This window comes from Microbulbifer sp. HZ11, from assembly GCF_000708675.1.
Taxonomy (GTDB): Bacteria; Pseudomonadota; Gammaproteobacteria; order Pseudomonadales; family Cellvibrionaceae; genus Microbulbifer.
Window position 1 is genome coordinate 799,208 of the sequence record NZ_JELR01000001.1, and the last position, 20,180, is coordinate 819,387.

The following is a 20,180-nucleotide window of genomic DNA, read 5'->3' on the forward strand; positions in this document are numbered from 1 at the left end:
GCCAAATTCTATCCAACGGAGAGTGCACATAGCCCTTTATAGCTAAGGGACAATAAGAAATTCGGCACAAAAAAAGCGAGCCCAAATTTTGACTCGCTATTTCGACTTTCACTGCTTGTTCAAACAGTATGCACCGTTTTGCGGCGGTTCCTGAACTCGCACTAAAAAGTGCTCCCAGGCACCCGCACCCACCCCTCCATCAAAATCCTCGCACTGCGACTCATAATGGCCTTGGTAGCAGTCCACTGCCCATTGGCGATTTCTGCTTCCGCACCGACCCGCAAGGTGCCGGACGGATGACCGAAGGTCACGGCATTGCGCTCCCCTCCCCCCGCGGCCAGATTTACCAGTGTGCCGGGGATGGCGGCGGCGGTGCCGATGGCCACTGCCGCGGTGCCCATCATGGCGTGGTGCAGTTTGCCCATGGACAGGGCACGCACCAGCAAGTCGATATCACCCGCAGCCACTTCTTTGCCACTAGAGGCGATATAGCCCTTGGGTGCCGCGACGAACGCGACCTTGGGGGTATGCTGGCGAGCGGCTGCCTCTTCTACCTTTTCGATCAGGCCCATCTTCAGCGCGCCGTGGGCGCGGATGGTTTCGAACATGGCCAGGGCCTTGTCGTCACCGTTGATGGCCTCCTGCAGTTCGGTGCCGGTGTAACCGATATCCGCGGCGTTGACGAAAATGGTCGGGATACCTGCGTTAATCATGGTGGCTTTAAGGGTGCCGACGCCGGGCACTTCCAGATCGTCCATCAGGTTGCCGGTGGGGAACATTGCTCCGTCCCCATCCGCCGGGTCCATGAATTCGATCTGCACTTCGGCCGCCGGGAAGGTGACGCCGTCCAGTTCGAAATCACCGGTCTCCTGCACTTCCCCATTGGTGATGGGGACGTGGGCGATGATGGTTTTCTTGATGTTGGCCTGCCAGATGCGCACGGTGCAGATGCCATTCTCTGGAACCCGCGCCGCATCGACAAAACCGCTGTTGATGGCGAAGGCACCGACGGCGGCGGTGAGGTTGCCGCAGTTGCCGGACCAGTCTACGAACGGCTTGTCGATGGAGACCTGGCCGAACAGGTAATCCACGTCGTGACTCGGCTGCTCGCTTTTGGACAGGATGACGGTTTTGCTGGTGCTGGAGGTGGCTCCGCCCATGCCGTCGGTCTGTTTGCCGTAGGGGTCGGGGCTGCCGATTACGCGGAGCAGGAAGTTGTCTCTTGCTTGGCCTGGGGTTTGAGCGGATTCGGGGAGGTCTTGGAGGCGGAAGAAGACGCCTTTGCTGGTGCCGCCGCGCATGTAGGTGGCTGGGATACGTATTTGGGGGGCGAATTTCATTTTGCTTCTCGCGAAAATGGCGGATGCGCTGCGCTTATCCGCCCTACGGTTTGGTTCTTTCGCCATCCCGGACTTGCCCCGAGGTCCAGTGCTTCGATCCTCTGGATACCGGATCGAGTCCGGTATGACGAGGGTTTTTACTGGATGCCGGATCAAGTCCGGCATGACGAGGTATTCTGGATCCCGGATCGCGTCCGGGATGACGAGGGTTTGGTTTAGGCGTTTGCTTCGGCTTCGAGGAAGTCGTTGGCGAAGCGTTGCAGTACGCCGCCGGCGTCGTAGATGGAGACTTCTTCGGCGGTATCCAGGCGGCATTTCACCGGTACTTCTATGGTTTCGCCGTCTTTGCGGTGAATGAGAAGTGTGAGTGTTGTGCCTGGGGTGCGCTCGCCGATTACGTCGAAGGTTTCGGTACCGTCGATGCCCAGAGTCTCGCGCGTAGTACCCGGCTGGAACTCCAGAGGCAGCACACCCATGCCGATCAGGTTGGTGCGGTGAATGCGCTCGAAGCCTTCGGCCACGATGGCTTCGACACCGGCGAGGCGTACGCCCTTCGCCGCCCAGTCGCGGGAGGAGCCCTGGCCGTAGTCGGCGCCGGCGATAATGATCAGCGGCTGCTTGCGGTCCATGTAGGTTTCGATGGCTTCCCACATGCGGGTGACTTTGCCTTCCGGCTCCACGCGGGCGAGAGAGCCCTGTTTCACGGCACCGCTTTCATCGCGCACCATTTCGTTCAACAGTTTCGGGTTGGCGAAGGTGGCGCGCTGGGCAGTGAGGTGGTCGCCGCGGTGGGTTGCGTAGGAGTTGAAGTCCTCTTCCGGCAGGCCCATTTTCGCCAGGTATTCACCGGCGGCGCTGCTGGCCAGGATGGCGTTGGACGGCGACAGGTGATCGGTAGTGATGTTGTCACCGAGTACTGCCAGCGGGCGCATGCCTTTCAATGTACGCTCACCGGCGAGTGCGCCTTCCCAGTATGGCGGGCGGCGGATGTAGGTGCTCTGTGGGCGCCAGTGGTACAGCGGCTCGCCCTTCTCTGCTTCCGCTTTATTGAGATCGAACATCGGGATGTAGACCTCGCGGAACTGCTCGGGCTTCACGCTCTGTTTGACGATCGCGTCGATCTCTTCGTCGCTCGGCCAGATATCTTTCAGGGTCACCGGGTTACCGTCTTTGTCGTGGCCCAGTACATCTTTCTCGATATCGAAGCGGATGGTGCCGGCGATGGCGTAGGCAACGACCAAGGGCGGCGAAGCCAGGAAGGCCTGCTTAGCGTAGGGATGGATACGACCGTCGAAGTTGCGGTTGCCGGACAGTACGGCGGTGGCGTACAGGTCGCGATCGATCACTTCTTTCTGGATTTTCGGGTCCAGCGCGCCGCTCATGCCGTTACAGGTGGTGCAGGCAAAGGCGACCACGTCGAAGCCCTGTTGCTGCAGTTCCGGCAGCAGGCCGGCTTCTTCCAGGTACATTTTTACGGTTTTGGAGCCCGGTGCCAGAGAGGTTTTTACCCAGGGCTTGCGGGTCAGGCCGAGCTTGTTGGCGTTACGCGCGATCAGGCCCGCAGCAATCATGTTGCGCGGGTTGCTGGTGTTGGTGCAGCTGGTGATCGCGGCGATGATCACGGCGCCGTCCGGCATCTCCCCTTCTTTCTCTTCCCACTCTTTGGCAATACCGCGGTTCGCCAGTTCGGAGACCGGCAGCAGTGCGTGCGGGTTGGAAGGGCCTGCGAGGTTGCGGCCTACAGCAGAGAGGTCGAATTTGAGTACGCGCTCGTATTCAGCATTCTTCAGGCTATCTGCCCAGAGGCCGGTTTCTTTCGCGAACTTTTCTACCAGGGCTACCTGCTCGTCATCGCGGCCGGTGAGCTTCAGGTAGTCGATAGTCTGTTCGTCGATGGCGAACATGCCGGCGGTGGCACCGTATTCCGGGGTCATGTTGGCAATGGTGGCGCGGTCGCCCAGGCTCAGGCTGGAGGCGCCTTCGCCGAAGAATTCGAGATACGCACCTACTACGCGCTCGCGACGCAGGAATTCGGTCAGGGCCAGAACCATGTCGGTACCGGTGATGCCGGGGCGCAGTGTGCCGGTCAGCTCGACGCCGACGATGTCGGGCAGGCGCATGTAGGAGGCGCGGCCGAGCATCACGCTTTCGGCCTCTAAACCGCCCACACCTACGGAGATTACGCCGAGCGCATCCACCATCGGGGTGTGGCTGTCGGTGCCGACGCAGGTATCCGGGAATACCACTGTGCTTCCGTCTGGGCCCTCTTTTTTCTGCACCACCGGAGACATTTTCTCCAGGTTGATCTGATGCATGATGCCGTTGCCGGGCGGGATGACGTCGACGTTTTCAAACGCGGTTTTGGTCCAGTTGATGAAGTGGAAGCGGTCTTCGTTGCGGCGCTCTTCCACGGCGCGATTTTTCTCAAACGCGTTTTCTTCAAAACCGGGGTGTTCGACAGCCAGGGAGTGGTCGACGATCAACTGGGTGGGCACCACCGGGTTTACTTTGGCGGGGTCACCGCCCTTCTCTGCGATCGCATCGCGCAGGCCGGCGAGGTCCACCAGTGCGGTCTGGCCGAGAATATCGTGGCAGACGACGCGCGCGGGGAACCAGGGGAAGTCGAGGTCCCGTTTGCGCTCGATGATCTGTTTCAGGGCTGCGGTGAGGTTTTCGGGTTCGCAGCGGCGTACCAGGTTCTCCGCGAGGATGCGGGAGGTGTACGGGAGTTTTTCGTAGCTGCCCGGCTGGATGTTTTCGACGGCTTCGCGGGTGTCGAAATAATCGAGGTCTGTGCCGGGAAGTTTTTTGCGGTATTCGGTGTTCATCGTATATCACCCGTTCGGGTTGATTGGTGCTTGATGTTCTTTACCCGTCATCCCGGACTTGATCCGGGATCCAGTGCCCGCGTTTGGGGGAGCTGGATTCCGGCCTTCGCCGGAATGACGGGAAGGCCGGAATGATGGGCATTTCTTTCGTCATCCCGGACTTGGTCCGGGATCCAGTGCCCGCTGGTGGTTCAGGGGAGCTGGATTCCGGCATGCGCCGGAATGACGGGGTACAAATTAGCGATCGGAAATTGGGGTTACCTTGCGCAGTTCCGGGCCGGTGTATTCCGCGCTTGGGCGGATGATGCGGTTGTCGGCGCGCTGTTCGAATACGTGGGCGGCCCAGCCGGTTACGCGGCTCATCACGAAAATCGGGGTGAACAGCTTGGTGGGAATACCCATGAAGTGGTAGGCGGACGCGTGGAAGAAGTCGGCGTTACAGAACAGCTTCTTCTCGCGCCACATGACTTCTTCGCAGCGTACGGATACCGGGTACAGTACGTCGTCGCCAACATCGGCGGCCAGTTTCTCGGACCACTGCTTGATGATGGCGTTGCGCGGGTCGGATTCGGTGTAGACCGCGTGGCCGAAGCCCATGATCTTTTCTTTACGCTCGAGCATGCCCATCAGTTCTTTTTCTGCTTCGTCGGCAGAAGAGAAACGCTCGATCAGTTCCATGGCGGCTTCGTTGGCGCCGCCGTGTAGCGGGCCGCGCAGGGAGCCGATGGCGCCGGTGATGCAGCTGAACAGGTCAGACAGGGTGGAGGCACATACGCGCGCGGTGAAGGTGGAGGCGTTGAACTCGTGCTCTGCGTACAGGATCAGGGAGACGTTCATTACCTGTGCGTGCAGGTCGTTGGGCTTTTCGCCGCGCAGCATGTGCAGGAAGTGGCCGCCGATGGAGTCGTCATCGGTTTCGGTTTCGATGCGCACGCCCTCGTGGCTGTATCGGTACCAGTAACAGATGATGGATGGGAATGCAGCCAGGAGACGGTTGGCGCGGTCCTGCTGCTGGTCGAAGGACTCTTCGCCTTCCAGATTACCGAGCATGGAACAGCCGGTGCGCATCACGTCCATGGGGTGTGCGTCAGCGGGGATGCGCTCGAGCACTTCGCGGAGGGCTACGGGCAGGCCGCGCATGGTTTTCAGGGTGCCCTTGTAGTCGTTTAACTGGGCCTGGGTGGGCAGTTCGCCGTTGAAGATCAGATAGGCGACTTCTTCGAACTCGCAGTTTTCTGCCAGGTCTTTTACGTCGTAACCGCAGTAGGTCAGGCCGGAGCCGGATACGCCTACGGTGGACAGTGCGGTTTTACCGGCTACCTGGCCGCGCAAGCCTGCTCCGCCAACTTTTTTCTCTGCCATCTCTAATTCCCCTATCAGTTTGCGTTTTTGGTTCGTCATGCCGGCGTATGCCGGTATCCAGTTCGGTGCCTGTCGACAACCTCTGGCTGGATCCCGGGTCGAGCCCGGGATGACGCTGGGTTTGTTGTTCGTCATGCCGGCGCATGCCGGTATCCAGTTCGGTGCCTGTCGACGACCTCTGACTGGATCCCGGATCGAGCCCGGGATGACGCTGGGTTTGTTGTTCGTCATGCCGGCGAATGCCGGGAACCAGTTCGGTGCCTGTCGACGACCTCTGACTTGATCCGGCATCCAGGTTGGTGGTTCTTGTCTGCCTCCGCTCTGGATCCCGGCATGCGCCGGGATGACGGTAGGTGGATCGATTACTTCTTGAAGAGTGCGTCGAGCTTGTCTTCAAACTCGTGGTAGTTCAGGTAGTCGTAGAGTTCCGCGCGGGTCTGCATGGTGTCGACAACCGCCTGCTGGTCGCCGTTTTGCAGGATGCTGGTGTAGACGTTTTCCGCGGCCTTGTTCATGGCCCGGAAGGCGGACAGCGGGTAGAGGACCATGTCGGCACCGGACTCGCCCAGCTCGGCTTTGTTGTACAGCTTGGTTTTACCAAATTCGGTGATGTTGGCGAGGATCGGGACGTTCAATGCGTCTTTAAAGGCGCGGTAGTGTTCGAGTTCGGTCACGGCTTCGGCGAAGATGCCGTCGGCGCCGGCTTCGATGCAGGCCTGGGCGCGGTCGATGGCGGCTTCCAGTCCTTCCTGTGCGAAGGAATCGGTGCGGGCCATGATGAAGAAATCGTCGTCATCGCGGGCATCTACTGCGGCCTTGATGCGGTCGACCATTTCCTCTTTGGAGACGATCTCTTTGTTCGGACGGTGGCCGCAGCGCTTCTGGGCTACCTGATCTTCGATATGTACCGCAGCGGCGCCGGCGCGGATCATTTCTTTGATGGTACGCGCGATATTGAATGCACCACCCCAGCCGGTGTCGATATCTACCAGCAGCGGCAGGTGGGTGGCGGCGGTGATGCGGCGTACGTCTTCCAGCACGTTATCCAGGCTGGTCATGCCCAAGTCCGGCAGACCGTAGGAGGCATTGGCCACACCGGCGCCAGACAGGTAGATGGCCTGATGGCCGATACGCTCCGCCATGATGGCGGTGTAGGCGTTGATGGTGCCGACAACCTGCAGTGGCTGGTTGTCTTTCAGGGCCTGACGGAAGCGTGCGCCGGCGGATTCTGGTCTGCTCATAACTGCCTCTTCTCTGGTAATTTTCGCGTTAATTCTGCTGGGAAAGCTTGTTTTCGATATTGCTGCGCGACGCACGGATATGGCGGCGCATCAGGATTTCTGCCAGTTCACCATCCCCTGCTTCGATGGCTTCGATGATGTGGCTGTGTTCGCGGAAGGCGCGGTGCGCGCGGGGGCTGGCCATGCCGAGCTGATAGCGGTACATGCGCACGCGGTAATAGAGTTTGTTGCACAGGGTGTCGATCAGCAGATCATTGTGCGACGCCTGCACAATCCGGAAGTGAAAGTCGAAATCCCCTTCCGGCTGGTAGTAGGCGGTGCCCTTCTTCAGTTCTTCCTGCTGTTCGTGGCGGTTGAGCATCTGGCGCAGTTCCACCAGGTCTTCTTCGCTGCGGTTCTCAGCGGCAAGGCGGCAGGCCATGCCTTCCAGGGCCTCGCGCACGTCGTAGATTTCCAGCAGGCCGCGCTCGGTGAGTTCCACTACCCGTGCGCCCACATTGACCTTGCGCTCGATCAGGCTGAGGGACTCCAAACGCATCAGCGCTTCCCGCAGGCTGCCACGGCTGGCGTCGAAGCGACGGGCCAGCTCCGGTTCGCTGATCTTGCTGCCCGCGGCAATTCGACCTTCGACGATATCTTTACGCAGTGACAGGAACAGTCGGTCAGCCAGGCTCTGAGTACCGCGGGCGGGTTTGCCCGCGGGTGCGTTGGATGCTTCCCCTTGTCGCGCTGATGCCGCGAGGCCGGACGTGTCGCTCGGCTGGTGTTTGGCGGATTCCATCGTGATCACTATCCCGATTCGAGTGCCGGTATATGCCGACCAAGATTGTCGACACTTTTTAGTTTGAAGCAGGATATTTGCCCACCTTTTCCGCGTCAACCGCAAATTGTGTCAACATTTTGTCATTTAGCGACTGACTCGCAGGTCACTGACTTTAGAGCTGAACTTGCCGACAATAAGGACGGATCTGGAGGGATTAGAGCGCAACCCGGGTACTTCGTGGGGTTCGGGCCAGGAATGGTAGTCTTGAAATAGCGATATGGGCATAATAGCGCCCGCGCCGGCCCAGGGCCGCGCCAGCGGAATCTATGCTGAACACTCTATCCTTATAAAGTGTCGGCAATTGAACACCAGATCCGCCGCTTATGTAGTACCGGTGACCCGACCGGACCCAATTTCGAGAGTACCGAGCAGAACGACATCATGCCTAAGAGTATTATCAGGCGCTGGCTGCCAACTCCCGAACAGGTGCGCGCCAATAACGGCCTGAAGTTCCTTGGCACCCTGCTGCACGACCCCAACCTGTTCCACCTGAACCGCCATTCGGTGTCGGTGGCCTTTGCCGTTGGGATCTTTACCAGCTTCCTCCCCCTCCCCGGCCAGATGCTGATCGCCGCACTGCTGGCGCTGTGGTTCCGCTGTAATCTGCCGCTGTCCATGGCTCTGGTATGGATCAGCAACCCGGTCACCATGCCGGCGATTTTCTATAGCGCTTACAAGCTTGGCGCATGGATACTCGGCACCCCGCCCATGCAATTCAAGATCGAGCTGTCCTGGGAGTGGCTTACGGAAGAAGTCGGGCGTATCTGGTTGCCGTTGTTTTCCGGCTCCCTGATTTTCGCGATCTTCTTTGCCACCGCCGCGTACTTTGCGATGCAGGCCATCTGGCGCTGGCAAGTGGTGAAGCGTTGGAAAGCGCGCCTCGCTCAACGTAAATCCCAACTCGACCAAAGCTGAAAAACAGTCACAGATTTACTCTCGCACCTCCGCCCCGCGTCACACATTGTTTTCTTATTCCCCTCCTTTTCCACCCGAACGTCCCTTTCTTCTGACTTGTTTCCATTAAATATTCACCGCCACTCAAACAGAATTTTATTCGGAAAAAGTATCATGATTTTGACGTAGTTCTCGAAAAAGTCGAACTGGTCAACCAATTATTTCAATTTCTCGGGATTTTAATTGACGAACGATTTTTCGTTTCAGTAATGTAAATATCGATCAGGCCTTATCCACATAATAACTATTGGCTTGATCGTTATTGCAATGACCACATTCGTGGTTTCGTAGTTTGTAATAATTTCTTTAATGAATTTCATCGCGCGGCACACTCTCTAGGCGAGCTTCCTCCAAAAGCTTGTCCGTGGGTTCGTGCGCGCTGTGAAAAACAATAATGCAAGGAATTATGTAATGAATGTGCAGAAATACTCGCCTATGAAATTGGCGGCTGCGCTGTTGCTTGCTTCGCAAGCGACAGTGAGTTTTGCTGCTGATCCTGTGGGTGTCACTGCGTCTAGCGATGATGGCAACACACCTGAAAATACTCTCGACAACAACCTCTCTACACGCTGGTCCGCGCAGGGTGACGGACAGTGGATCCGATATGACCTCGGAACCAGTTACACCGTCGAAGCGCTTCAAATTGCTTTGCACAAAGGCGATCAGAGAACCGCGACACTGGATATTCAGACCTCTGCCGACGGCAGTAGCTGGCAGACGGTTTTCTCCGGCGATCAGCCTTCCAGCACCGCCGCGTTGCAGACATTTGATGTGACTGATAGCAGCGCGCGTTACGTGCGCATTGTGGGTTACGGCAACAGTTCTAACGACTGGAACAGTATCAGTGAAGTGGACATTACCACCTCCGAAGATGACCCCGGTGATCCGGGCGATCCCGGGTGCCCGGCCTGTGAGCCTGCGGTGGTCGCCACTGCGAGCAGCGATGACGGCAACGGTCCGGAAAATGTCCTGGACGATGACCTGGGCACCCGCTGGTCCGCAGATGGCAGTGGCCAGTGGCTGCAACTAGACCTGGGTCAGTCGCAGGTAGTGGGCAGTGCAAATATTGCATTCTACAAGGGAGATCAGCGCACCTCGTCGTTCGATATCCAGACCAGTGACGATGGTTCCGTTTGGGAAACCGTACTTTACGGCGGTGTCAGCAGTGGTAATTCCACTGCGCTGGAAAACTTCTCTCTGTTTGAAACCGAAGCGCGCTACGTGCGCTACGTGGGTTACGGCAACAGCTCAAACTCCTGGAACTCACTAACTGAAATGAACGTCAGTGAAGAGAACGGCAACACCGATCCAGTGGGCGGTGGAAGCAGCAGTAGTAGCAGCGGTGGCAGCAGCAGCGGTGGCTCCGGGAACTGTGAAACTTCCAGCACCGGAAGCAGTGTGACTGTGGGCTGCCTGGAGTATGGCTCTGGTGGCACTCTGCCTCTGGCCAACCTGGACCCATCCGCCGATCCCGATGAAAACTTTGATCTGAGTAAATGGAAAATCACCTATCCGGATGCCAGTGAGGAGTACCCGCCGCAGGTCAGTGCGAATGAGTTCTACACCGATCCGGCAACTGGCGCCATGGTATTCCAGTGCCCCAACAACGGCGGTTCCACCTCCAACTCATCGTATTCCCGCAGTGAACTGCGTGAGATGTTGAACCAGAGTGCGGGAACCACCAGCTTGGGCAACAACTGGGTAATTTCCACCGCTTCCAGCTCTGACCAGAGCGCTGCTGCGGGCGTGAATGGCAATATGAAAGCCACCATCTCTGTAGACCGCGTGTCCGACACCTACGACTCCGGTTCTGAGTGGCGTGTGGGCCGCGTTGTTGTCGGTCAGATTCATGCGTCTGACAACGAGCCGTTCAAGGTGTACTACCGCAAACTGCCTGGGCACACCAAGGGTTGGGTATACATGGCCTATGAAGATTCCGATACGGAAATCTTTATTCCATTGTTTGGTGAATCCGGCACCAACGAGTACGGCCTGACCTCTACCGTTGAGCCGGTAGAAGACGGTATCGAACTTGGCGAGAAGTGGGGCTATGAGGTCAACGTCGAAGGCCGTGAAATGACCGTGACAGTGACCAAAGCCGATGGCACTTGGGCACGTCAGACCATTTTCTGGGCTGAAGAGTACAACGACGACTGGTTCTACTTTAAAGCCGGTTCCTACAACCAGAACAATGGTGGCGACAGCGACGATTACGCCCAGGTTTCCTTCTACAACTTTGAGGTTACCCACGACGGCGATAGCGGCTCTTCCAGCTCCAGTTCTGGCGGCGGTTCTTCCAGTAGTTCTTCTGGCAGCTCTTCCGGCGGTTCCTCTGGTGGCTCCTCTTCCGGTTCCGGTTCTGTTCCGTCTGACCTGATGGAAAACTGTAACCAGTGGAAGATCACCTACCCCACCGGTGAAGAAGATAAAACCTTGTGCGGCGAGCCCAACAACGAGTACTTCTACGTAAACGATGCGGGCGACGGTATGGTGTTTTACGCTCCGATTCGTACCGACAACGGCACCACGCCAAACTCCAGCTACATCCGTTCGGAGCTGCGTGAGCGTGAGCCCGACGGCAGCAAGGATGTTTACTGGACCACCGATGGTCAACACATCGTGTACGTGAAGCAGGCAATCACCCATCTGCCGATGGTGAAAGATCACCTGGTAGCAACGCAGATTCACGGCAATAAAAGTGAAGGTATCGATGACGCTATGGTCTTGCGACTGGAAGGCGATCACCTGTTCCTGAGCTTTAACGGCGGCAAACTGCGGGATGATCTCACCATCAAAACCGGCTACCAGCTGGGCACCACTCACGAAATTATTTTCGAAGTAGTGGATGGCCGGCACTACGCCTATTACAGCGAAGACGGCAACCTTGCCAACGCCTTCCTATCTGGCAATGCCGACCAGTACCTGGTGCGTGACGGTTCCAACGACTATGTGATGGATCACAGTTACGGGGACGCCTACTTCAAGATCGGTAATTACACGCAGAGTAATGCTGATCGCGAAGGAGATCTCGCGGATCACCCGGACAACTACGGTGAAGTAGTTGTTTATGATTACTGGATTGACCACCAGTAAGTGACGTGCCCCCCGCGTAGCGGGGGCACTTTTTCCGTATCCCGGGCTCAGCCCGGGATACCCCTTCTCACCCGTTTTACGAACTAGGTCTCAATTTTTTATTTCCCGCCGTTTTACCAGTGCTCGTAAACGACCAGTCCCACGCACCCACTTGGTACTATCCTCCCAATTAATATTTGATGTATTTCCCCGAAAAAAACCATTTATTAGACGCGAGTCACCTTTCTTACCAACTGGTCAACCAATTCAGAGAATTTGTCAGAATTTTCATTGACGAAGGTTTTTTCACTTCACTAATGTAGCCAGCGATTAAGCCACTCGAATCCATCCTGAGCTGACTTGATCGTTTTTACAAAAGCCACAAATGTGGTTTCGCAGTTTGTAAAAATTTCTCCATAAAACAATTGCGTCACATTTCATAGGTGAACCTGAGCGTTCATCGGTGGGATTGTGCGCGCTAAAAAAACCCAAAGGGAATCAAAAATGAACGCGCGAAAATGGTTGCCAACAAAATTGGCAACGGCGGCTCTAGTGTTTGCTTCACAAGCAGCGATGAGCCAAATCGTAGAACCAGTAAATGTTACTGCTTCGAGCCACGACGGGAACAAGCCCGAAAATACGCTCGACAATAATTTATCCACTCGCTGGTCAGCCGAAGGTGAGGGTCAATGGATCCAGTATGATCTGGGTAAGTACTACACCGTCGACTCGCTGGAAATTGCCTTTTTCAAAGGTGATGAGCGTACAAGTACCATTACGATTCAGACTTCCATTGACGGAAGTAACTGGAAAACCGTGTACGACGATGAGCAGCCCTACAGCTCTGACGAGCTGCAAGGTGTCGAAGTTTCCGACTCCTACGCGCGCTATGTACGCATTGTTGGCTACGGTAATTCGGCCAACGCTTGGAACAGTATCAGCGAAGTCGATATCCTCACTACCGGCGGCAGCGGTTCTGATGATCCCGGTGATGAAATTGAAGATCCCGGCTGTACTGCCTGTGTACCCGAGATAGTCGCAACCGCCAGTGGTAGCGAAGCGGAAAACATCGCGGCCAACGTCCTGGATGATGACCTGGAAACTCGCTGGTCTGCCGATGGCAGTGGCCAGTGGCTGCAGCTGGACCTCGGCAAAAGCCAGACAATCGGCAGTGTTGACATCGCCTTTCACAAAGGCGACGAGCGCAGCTTTTCATTTGACATCCAGACCAGTGATGACACTTCCAGCTGGCAAACCGTTCTTTCCGGCGGTGTAAGCAGCGGCGACACGGCTTCCTGGGAAAGCTTCTCACTGTTTGAAACCGAAGCGCGCTATGTACGCTATCTCGGTTATGGAAACAGCGATAGCTCCTGGAACTCGCTGTCTGAGATCCGCATCAGTGAAGACAACGGTCACTCCGACCCGATCGGCGGTGGGAGCAGCAGTAGCAGCAGCGGTGGCAGCAGCGGAAGCGGAAGCAGCGGCGGTAGCAGTGGTGGTTCCTCCGATTGCGATACCTCCAGCTCCGGCGACAGTGTTACTGTGGGCTGTCTCGTTTACGGTACCGATGGCACTCTGCCGTTGGCCAATCTGGATCCTTCCGCAGACCCTGATGAAAACTTTGATTTGAGCAACTGGAAAATCACTTATCCGGATGCCGATGAAAAGTTCCCACCAGAAGTAAGTGCCGATGAGTTTTATACCGACCGCGACACCGGCGCCATGGTATTTCAGTGCCCGAATAACGGCGGTTCTACCTCCACCTCCTCTTACTCCCGCACCGAGTTGCGTGAGATGCTGAACGAAAGTGCAGGCACTACCAATCTCGGCAATAACTGGGTCATTTCCACCGCCTCCAGCTCCGACCGCAACGCCGCGGGCGCTGTGGACGGCAACATGAAGGCCACGGTTTCTGTAGACCGGGTATCCGACACATACGACTCCGATTCCGAGTGGCGTGTGGGTCGTGTGATTGTTGGCCAGATTCACGCCTCGGATCACGAGCCCTTCAAACTGTATTACCGCAAACTACCGGGCCACACCAAAGGCTGGGTCTATATGGCCTATGAAGACTCCGATACTGAAGTATTCATCCCGCTGTTTGGTGAGTCCGATACCGACAAGTATGGTCTGACCTCTACGGTGGAACCGGTGGAAGACGGTATTGCCCTAGGTGAGAAATTTGGCTACGAGGTCAATGTGGAAGGCCGTGAAATGACGGTAACCGTGACCAAGTCCGATGGTACCTGGGCGCGCCAAACCGTTTTCTGGGCCGAAGAATACAACGATGACTGGTTCTACTTTAAAGCCGGTAACTACAACCAGAACAATGGTGGTGACAGCGACGACTACGCGCAGGTTTCCTTCTACAACCTGGAAGTGTCACACGATGGAGACAATGATTCCGGCTCCAGCTCTGGTGGAAGTTCGTCCAGTAGCTCTTCCGGTGGCTCTTCCAGCTCTTCAGGCAGTTCGTCCGGTGGCAGCAGCGGTGGTTCTTCCGGCTCCGCAACCGTTCCATCTGACCTGATGGAAAACTGCAACCAGTGGAAAATCACTTACCCCGACGGTGGGGAAGACAAGACTCTGTGTGGTGAGCCCAACAATGAGTATTTCTTCCTGAACGAAGCCGGCGACGGTATGGTTTTCCGCGCACCGGTTCGCAGTAACAATGGCACTACGCCGAACTCGGATAACATTCGCTCAGAGCTTCGCGAGCGTGTGGCCGATGGCAGCAAGGATATTTACTGGACCACAGACGGCCAGCACATCGTATATGTGGATCAGGCGATTACCCATCTGCCGATCGTGAAGGATGAGCTGGTTGCCACACAGATCCACGGCAACAAGGACGAGGGCATTGACGATTCTCTGGTTGTACGTCTGGAGGGCGAGCATCTGTTCCTGAGCTTTAATGGTGGCAAGCTGAGAAGCAATGTCACTATTAAAGAGGACTACAAGCTCGGCACCCGTCACGAGGTGATCTTTGAGGTTGTGGATGGCAAGCACTACGTCTACTACAGCGAAGATGGCAATTTGAATGAAGCATTCCTGTCAGGTAATGCAAGCCAGTATCTTGTAAAAGACGGTTCCAACGATTATGTGATGGATCTGGACTACGGAGATGCCTACTTCAAGATTGGCAACTACACCCAGAGTAATCCCAAAGAGGAAGGTGACTACACCGATCATCCGGACAACTACGGTGAAGTGGTTGTTTACGATTTCTGGGTAGATCATCAGTAAATAATGTGCCCCCGGCCACGGGGGCATTTTCGTCATCCCGGGCTTGCCCCGGGAGCCAGTACTTCGATTCTCTGGATGCCGGACCCAGTCCGGCATGACATATTAGAAGTCCTGTCGCAGTGCGGCCGCTGGCTGCACGCGACTTGCCTGAAGCGCGGGATAGAGCGTTGCAATCAGGCTCAGCAGGAAGCCGGCACCGACCACCAGTGCCACATCACCCCACTGCAACTCAGATGGAAGATAATCTACCGGATACACATCGGACTTGAGGAACTGAATACCAAACAGGGACTCCAGCCCCGCTACCGCATCGGTGACCACCAGTGAGCCAAGCACACCGAGCGCACCGCCCACCAGCACACCCACCAGACCAACCAAAGCACCCTGACTGACGAACGTCAGCAGAATCTCCTTGGTACTCGCCCCCATGGTACGCAGAATTGCGATATCGCCATGCTTGTCGATCACCACCATTACCAGAGTGGAAACTACGTTAAATGCAGCAATCGCAATAATCAGGAAGACCAACAGACTCACGAGATTGCGCGACATCTGGATCGCCTGGTAAAGATTGCCGTGGGTACCAGTCCAGTCGTTGCCGTAATAGCCCTCGACCGGGAGTTGATGCAGCAGGCTCTGGAATACGGAGAAGGAACGCAGCATATCCTGCATTCGCATCTGCACACCGGCTCCCCCTGCCCCACCGGCGAGGGATTGCGCCTGCGCCCAGTCCACAATGGCCAGGGAATGATCCAGTGCGGTACCGGAATGGAAAATATCGACAACCTTAAAACCGGCAAGTTGTGCTGCGGAACGACCGCCACTATTCCCACTGGCACTCTGGGGCACGATTACAGACAGTTGCTCGCCCACACCGATTTCCAGTTTATCGGCAATGCCTTTACCGAGAATTATGCCGGGCTCGGCGGGGTCACTGGTCAGTGCAGCAAAACTACCCGGCTGTAAAAAGTCGCCGATCGTCGACACATTGACGATAGTTTCCGGATTTACACCCTGCACCAGCAACGGTGTTACTTCCAATCCGCTTTTTGCAAGCCCATTCACCTGCCACACTTCCGCGGCGGCGGTAATACCGTCGGCAGCGGCAATCTGGTCCCGTACCGCGGTCCAGTTGATATCCGGGTTGGTGTTGTAGACGGTGGCATGGGGCATGATGCCGAGAATCCGCTCGCGCAACTCGCGGTCAAACCCGTTCATCACCGACATGACAATGACCATCAATGCCACACCGAGAATCAGCCCGATCATGGAAAGGCCGGATATAAACGACACCAGACCGGCGGAGTCTTCGTCGCTGCGCTGGGCGCCTGCGTACCGCAGACCGATAAAGGCAGGTAAAGGTTTGAACATTATTTTCCTTAAACGCCGTCGCTCGGCTTCCAGTCTTCCACCAGCTCGCCATCTACCAGATGCAGACAGCGATCCAACGCACCGGCCAGATCCGGGTCGTGGGTGACGATGACAAAGCTGATGCCGGTTTCGCTGTTTAAACGATCCATCAGCTTGTGAATTTCCTGAGCGGTCGCACGGTCGAGATTGCCGGTGGGCTCATCCATCAATACACAGGCGGGACGCGCCACCAGCGCGCGGGCAATGGCCACACGCTGACGCTCCCCACCGGACAGTTGCGCGGGCTTGTGATCCAGGCGCTCTCCGAGGCCAACGGCCTGCAGCATTTCCGTGGCTGCCGCACGGGCTTCCGACACTGACTGTTTGCCAATCAGCAGTGGCATGGCCACATTTTCCAGCGCGTTGAATTCATTCAGCAGGTGGTGAAACTGATAGACAAAACCGAGACTGCTGTTGCGCAGCCAGCCACGCTCGTTGGCATTGAGCGCCGCCAGGTTCTTGCCACCCACCCAGACTTCACCAGAGGTGGGTGTATCCAGGCCACCAAGCAAATTGAGCAGCGTCGATTTACCGGAACCGGATGCACCAACAATGGCAAGACGCTCCCCCTTGGGAACCTGCAATTCCACCCCCCGCAGCACCGCCAGTTCATTGGCGCCCTGCCGGTAGGATTTGGAAAGCTGTCGGCAGGCCAGTACCACATCAGCGGCCGGGTACGGGGTCGATTCTTCCGGGTGTATTTCCACTTGGCTATTCATCTTATATTCATTTCCAGTTGGTGGATGCGCTGCGCTTATCCACCCTACGGTTTTGGTGCTTTCGTCGTTTCAGGGCGGATAAGCGCAGCGCATCCACCAGACACTACAGCGGTTACTCGTAGCGCAGCGCTTCTGCCGGGGCGATCTGTGCGGCGCGCCACGCTGGGAACAGGGTTGCCAGCAGACTCATGATGATCGCGGCACTCAACACCGTAATGGCGTCCCCCAGTCGGAATTCCGATGGCAGGAAGCTGACGAAAAAGACCCGCGGATCAAAAATCTGCGCACCAATCACCTGCTCAATCCAGGACACGATATCCGTTAGATTCAGCGCAATCAGGGTGCCCAGCAGTCCGCCAGCCAGCGCACCGATAATGCCGATGGCACTGCCCTGCACCACGAATACCGCCATGATCTGACGTGAAGTCAACCCGAGGGTACGCAGTACGGCGATATCTGAACGCTTGTCCGCCACCATCAACACCAGTGCGGAAACAATATTGAAGGCCGCCACAGCGACGATGATCATCAGCATCAGGGTGACCACGGTCTTTTCCATTTTGACCGCCTGGAACAGACTGCCCTGGGAGTGGCTCCAGTCTTCGCCGGTAAACCCCTCCCCGAGGTTTGAGGCATACCCTTGCACACGACCGAGGGCGTTGTTCATATCATCAAACTTGAGCTGCAGCCCTTGGACTTTTCCGGGCATCCGCAGCAGGCGCGCGGCATCTTGCAAGTGCATAAGCGCCATATTCTGGTCCACCTGAGCGCCCACGGAGAAAACACCGGCAACGGTAAAACGCTTGGTGCGGGGGAAAATACCGGCGGGGGTAATCACGACATCCGGCAGCGTGAGAATGACACTGTCGCCAGGCATGACACCCAGCTGACGCGCGAGAATACGCCCGAGCACGATGTTGTAGCTGCGCGACTCCAGCCCATCCAGGCTGCCTACCAGCATATGCTCGCCCACCGCGGAAACTTCCCGTAGCGCCACCGGGTCGACGCCCTGAAACTCCACCCCCTGGGATTGATTGTTGGCACCAAGCAGTGCGAAGCCGCGTACAAATGGACTGGCGGCCTGCACATGCGGTTGCGCGCGCAATTGAGTGGCGATGGCAGGCCAATCTTCGAGGCCGCCTTTCTGCTCCACAAACCCATGGGGCACGACTGACAGGATTCGGGTTTTCAACTCTCGATCGAAACCGTTCATGACCGAAGTCACCACGATCAGCGCGAAGACCCCCAGAGCCATACCCAATAGGGAGAAACCATTGATAAAGGAAATAAACTGCTGGCGCCGGCGGGCGGCCACGTAGCGCAGGCCGATATAGAGAGGAACAGGTTTTATCATGACGGTGATTTAAGCGGAAAAACGCCAAGAAATCCAAGTATTTAGAGCCGGATGCGCCGCCCCGATACCAGGTCGGAAGCACTCAGGTTTGGACGACATAACTCAGCGAGGATTCCATTTTGATAGATGTTTATTGAGTTGTTCGATTTTTGCCTTGTCCCAACCGGGTACGGCCAGTAACTGGTGCCACGCACGCACATAGTCTTGCGGCGCATAGCTGTGCCCGTACCCCATCGGGGCGAGCCCAGCGTGCATATCCATTGCCAATTGCAGCATGGTCACAATCGGGTACCAATGCAGATCCCGGGACACATCCCGCGCGCGAGTGCCTTTCATCCAGGCCGGTTCGCGGTAGGCCGCGTTTGGATCAAAGAACACAATGGGGTCGCTGCCGTGCTGCAAGTAGGCAATACGGAAGTGGCCCCAGTTGGCGTCCCCGCGGTTGTAGCCCTCAAAGTGATTGCCGAAGCGTACCACAGCCCCCCCGCGAAATTCGGGTAGCCAGACAGGCGAGCCCTTGTCCCGCTCTGCGGTCACCATACGCCAGGTATCGCTGCGAAATGGCGGCCCAACCCACAGGGCACCGTGGAAGGGGTCATCGATAATGTCGTAAAAATCAAAGGAGCGATCGGAGTTGAGCGCACCTAGGCTCAGGCCGAACAGGTACAACTTGGGACGGGAGCTGTGAGGTAACTTGCGCCAGTACCCATAGATTTCCTCAAAAGCCGCCCGCGCTGTCTCGCGACCGTAGGCATCCTGGGTCATCAGAGCGATCGGGCTTGGCAGATATGAGTACTGGGCGGCGACACTGGCGACGTCGCCACCCAACAGATATTCCACAGAATTGATGGCACCCGGGTCGACCCAGCCGGTGCCGGTGGGTGTGATCAGAATCAGGTAGGAGCGCTCGAAGCCCCCTACCCGCTTAAGTTCATCCAGAGCGAGCTTGGCGCGCTGAGCGGGGGTATCGGCGGCGTTCAACCCTACATAGACCCGGACGGGATCCTTGGCGTCGCCGGTAACTTCGGCGATATCCTTCGCCCTCGGGCGGAGAGACAGATAGCGTCGCCCCTGATGGCCCATATCCTGCCAGCGCACCAGAGAATCCGGACCGCCCGGCGCCAGCGCACCGGTGGGTGCCGGCAGATCCGGGGCTTCGCTGGCGTCCAGACGCTGATAGATACCATCAACCCGGTGCAGCACCTCTTTAATCAGTAGCTTGTTGAACACTGCCCAGAACAGCGCAAAAGCGCCGCACAATGCCAGCAGCCCCGCAATCCGTCGGGGCACCCGGTGCTGGAAGCGGGCGGCAAGGAAATAAAACAAGCACCGAAATGCCTTGGCGATCAGCAGCAGTACCAGAAACAGCAGTACCGCCACCATCGCAATCACTATGGGGCGGACGCCAGGCGCCTCTTCCATTCCCATCAATGCGCGTACGGAATTCTGCCAGTGGGCGGCCCGCCATAGGAATCCCACTGCGAGTAGCAGACACGCCCCGCTGACCACCCAGCGCAGCCGGGTGCGGGTTCTGTCACTCAGCGAAGGCAGTTCCAGAAACCGCCACAACCACGTCAGAAAAACACCCACCCCGTAGCCTGCCGCCAGTGCAACCCCGGAGATCACCCCCTGAGTGACACCCTCTCGCGGAATCAGTGAGGGCGTCAGCGAGAGCGCGAAAAAGATGGTGCCGACCAGCAGGCCACCACTGGTGAAGAAGTGTGCAAACCTCATCCGTGACTGTCCGGTTATCCCTGTTCGAGATTCAGCCTAGCACAGGGCTGGAGCCGGCGGGATAAGACGTCGGGCAGCACGGCACATGAAAAACGTG

12 protein-coding genes are annotated in these 20,180 nt (G+C 57.1%); 3 read left to right on the plus strand and 9 right to left on the minus strand.

The features are described from left to right. Positions 1 to 161 precede the first annotated feature (161 nt). From prpF to AU11_RS03495, 5 genes are all read right to left on the minus strand, one after another. On the minus strand, positions 162 to 1,340 hold the full coding sequence (gene prpF / locus AU11_RS03475) for a 2-methylaconitate cis-trans isomerase PrpF (protein WP_043318050.1): 1,179 nt from the start codon (positions 1,338 to 1,340) through the stop codon (positions 162 to 164). Positions 1,341 to 1,555: 215 nt separating this feature from the next. Next, positions 1,556 to 4,168, minus strand: coding sequence for a Fe/S-dependent 2-methylisocitrate dehydratase AcnD (acnD, locus tag AU11_RS03480; RefSeq protein WP_043316454.1), 2,613 nt, complete (start codon positions 4,166 to 4,168; stop codon positions 1,556 to 1,558). A gap of 237 nt (positions 4,169 to 4,405) precedes the next feature. Beyond that, positions 4,406 to 5,530, minus strand: coding sequence for a 2-methylcitrate synthase (gene prpC, locus AU11_RS03485; protein WP_043318052.1), 1,125 nt, complete (start codon positions 5,528 to 5,530; stop codon positions 4,406 to 4,408). Positions 5,531 to 5,892: 362 nt separating this feature from the next. Beyond that, positions 5,893 to 6,771: a methylisocitrate lyase gene (gene prpB / locus AU11_RS03490; protein WP_043316456.1), complete on the minus strand. Its 879-nt coding sequence runs from the start codon at positions 6,769 to 6,771 to the stop codon at positions 5,893 to 5,895. A 28-nt stretch (positions 6,772 to 6,799) separates the two neighbouring features. Further along, on the minus strand, positions 6,800 to 7,552 hold the full coding sequence (locus AU11_RS03495; protein ID WP_081847910.1) for a GntR family transcriptional regulator: 753 nt from the start codon (positions 7,550 to 7,552) through the stop codon (positions 6,800 to 6,802). Between the two features lie 423 nt (positions 7,553 to 7,975). Here AU11_RS03495 and AU11_RS03500 point away from each other — a divergent pair, with 423 nt between their 5' ends. The 3 genes from AU11_RS03500 (at position 7,976) to AU11_RS17645 (ending at position 14,866) form a co-directional block, all read left to right on the plus strand. Continuing rightward, the gene (locus AU11_RS03500; RefSeq protein WP_043318055.1) at positions 7,976 to 8,509 is read left to right on the plus strand and encodes a DUF2062 domain-containing protein; all 534 of its coding nucleotides are present in this window, start codon (positions 7,976 to 7,978) and stop codon (positions 8,507 to 8,509) included. Between the two features lie 450 nt (positions 8,510 to 8,959). After that, entirely contained in the window at positions 8,960 to 11,641 is a 2,682-nt protein-coding gene (locus AU11_RS18435) for a polysaccharide lyase family 7 protein (RefSeq protein ID WP_051686913.1), read from the plus strand. A 552-nt stretch (positions 11,642 to 12,193) separates the two neighbouring features. Next, positions 12,194 to 14,866, plus strand: coding sequence for a polysaccharide lyase family 7 protein (locus tag AU11_RS17645; RefSeq protein ID WP_051686914.1), 2,673 nt, complete (start codon positions 12,194 to 12,196; stop codon positions 14,864 to 14,866). A gap of 102 nt (positions 14,867 to 14,968) precedes the next feature. On the opposite strand, the gene AU11_RS03520 is transcribed toward AU11_RS17645, so the two are convergent. The 4 genes from AU11_RS03520 to AU11_RS03535 all read right to left on the minus strand — a co-directional run bounded on the left by AU11_RS03520 (position 14,969) and on the right by AU11_RS03535 (position 20,083). Beyond that, positions 14,969 to 16,237: a lipoprotein-releasing ABC transporter permease subunit gene (locus tag AU11_RS03520; protein ID WP_043316459.1), complete on the minus strand. Its 1,269-nt coding sequence runs from the start codon at positions 16,235 to 16,237 to the stop codon at positions 14,969 to 14,971. Positions 16,238 to 16,245: 8 nt separating this feature from the next. After that, entirely contained in the window at positions 16,246 to 16,995 is a 750-nt protein-coding gene (lolD, locus tag AU11_RS03525) for a lipoprotein-releasing ABC transporter ATP-binding protein LolD (protein ID WP_051686915.1), read from the minus strand. A gap of 112 nt (positions 16,996 to 17,107) precedes the next feature. After that, positions 17,108 to 18,349, minus strand: coding sequence for a lipoprotein-releasing ABC transporter permease subunit (locus AU11_RS03530; protein WP_043316461.1), 1,242 nt, complete (start codon positions 18,347 to 18,349; stop codon positions 17,108 to 17,110). Positions 18,350 to 18,451: 102 nt separating this feature from the next. Continuing rightward, positions 18,452 to 20,083: an alpha/beta-hydrolase family protein gene (locus AU11_RS03535; protein ID WP_043316463.1), complete on the minus strand. Its 1,632-nt coding sequence runs from the start codon at positions 20,081 to 20,083 to the stop codon at positions 18,452 to 18,454. Positions 20,084 to 20,180: the final 97 nt, after the last annotated feature.

Coding starts and splice junctions, on each gene's coding strand:
- prpF (WP_043318050.1), bottom strand. CDS start 1,340: ATGAAATTCGCCCCCCAAATACGTATCCCAGCCACCTACATGCGCGGC.
- acnD (WP_043316454.1), bottom strand. CDS start 4,168: ATGAACACCGAATACCGCAAAAAACTTCCCGGCACAGACCTCGATTAT.
- prpC (WP_043318052.1), bottom strand. CDS start 5,530: ATGGCAGAGAAAAAAGTTGGCGGAGCAGGCTTGCGCGGCCAGGTAGCC.
- prpB (WP_043316456.1), bottom strand. CDS start 6,771: ATGAGCAGACCAGAATCCGCCGGCGCACGCTTCCGTCAGGCCCTGAAA.
- AU11_RS03495 (WP_081847910.1), bottom strand. CDS start 7,552: ATGGAATCCGCCAAACACCAGCCGAGCGACACGTCCGGCCTCGCGGCA.
- AU11_RS03500 (WP_043318055.1), top strand. CDS start 7,976: ATGCCTAAGAGTATTATCAGGCGCTGGCTGCCAACTCCCGAACAGGTG.
- AU11_RS18435 (WP_051686913.1), top strand. CDS start 8,960: ATGAATGTGCAGAAATACTCGCCTATGAAATTGGCGGCTGCGCTGTTG.
- AU11_RS17645 (WP_051686914.1), top strand. CDS start 12,194: ATGAGCCAAATCGTAGAACCAGTAAATGTTACTGCTTCGAGCCACGAC.
- AU11_RS03520 (WP_043316459.1), bottom strand. CDS start 16,237: ATGTTCAAACCTTTACCTGCCTTTATCGGTCTGCGGTACGCAGGCGCC.
- lolD (WP_051686915.1), bottom strand. CDS start 16,995: ATGAATAGCCAAGTGGAAATACACCCGGAAGAATCGACCCCGTACCCG.
- AU11_RS03530 (WP_043316461.1), bottom strand. CDS start 18,349: ATGATAAAACCTGTTCCTCTCTATATCGGCCTGCGCTACGTGGCCGCC.
- AU11_RS03535 (WP_043316463.1), bottom strand. CDS start 20,083: ATGAGGTTTGCACACTTCTTCACCAGTGGTGGCCTGCTGGTCGGCACC.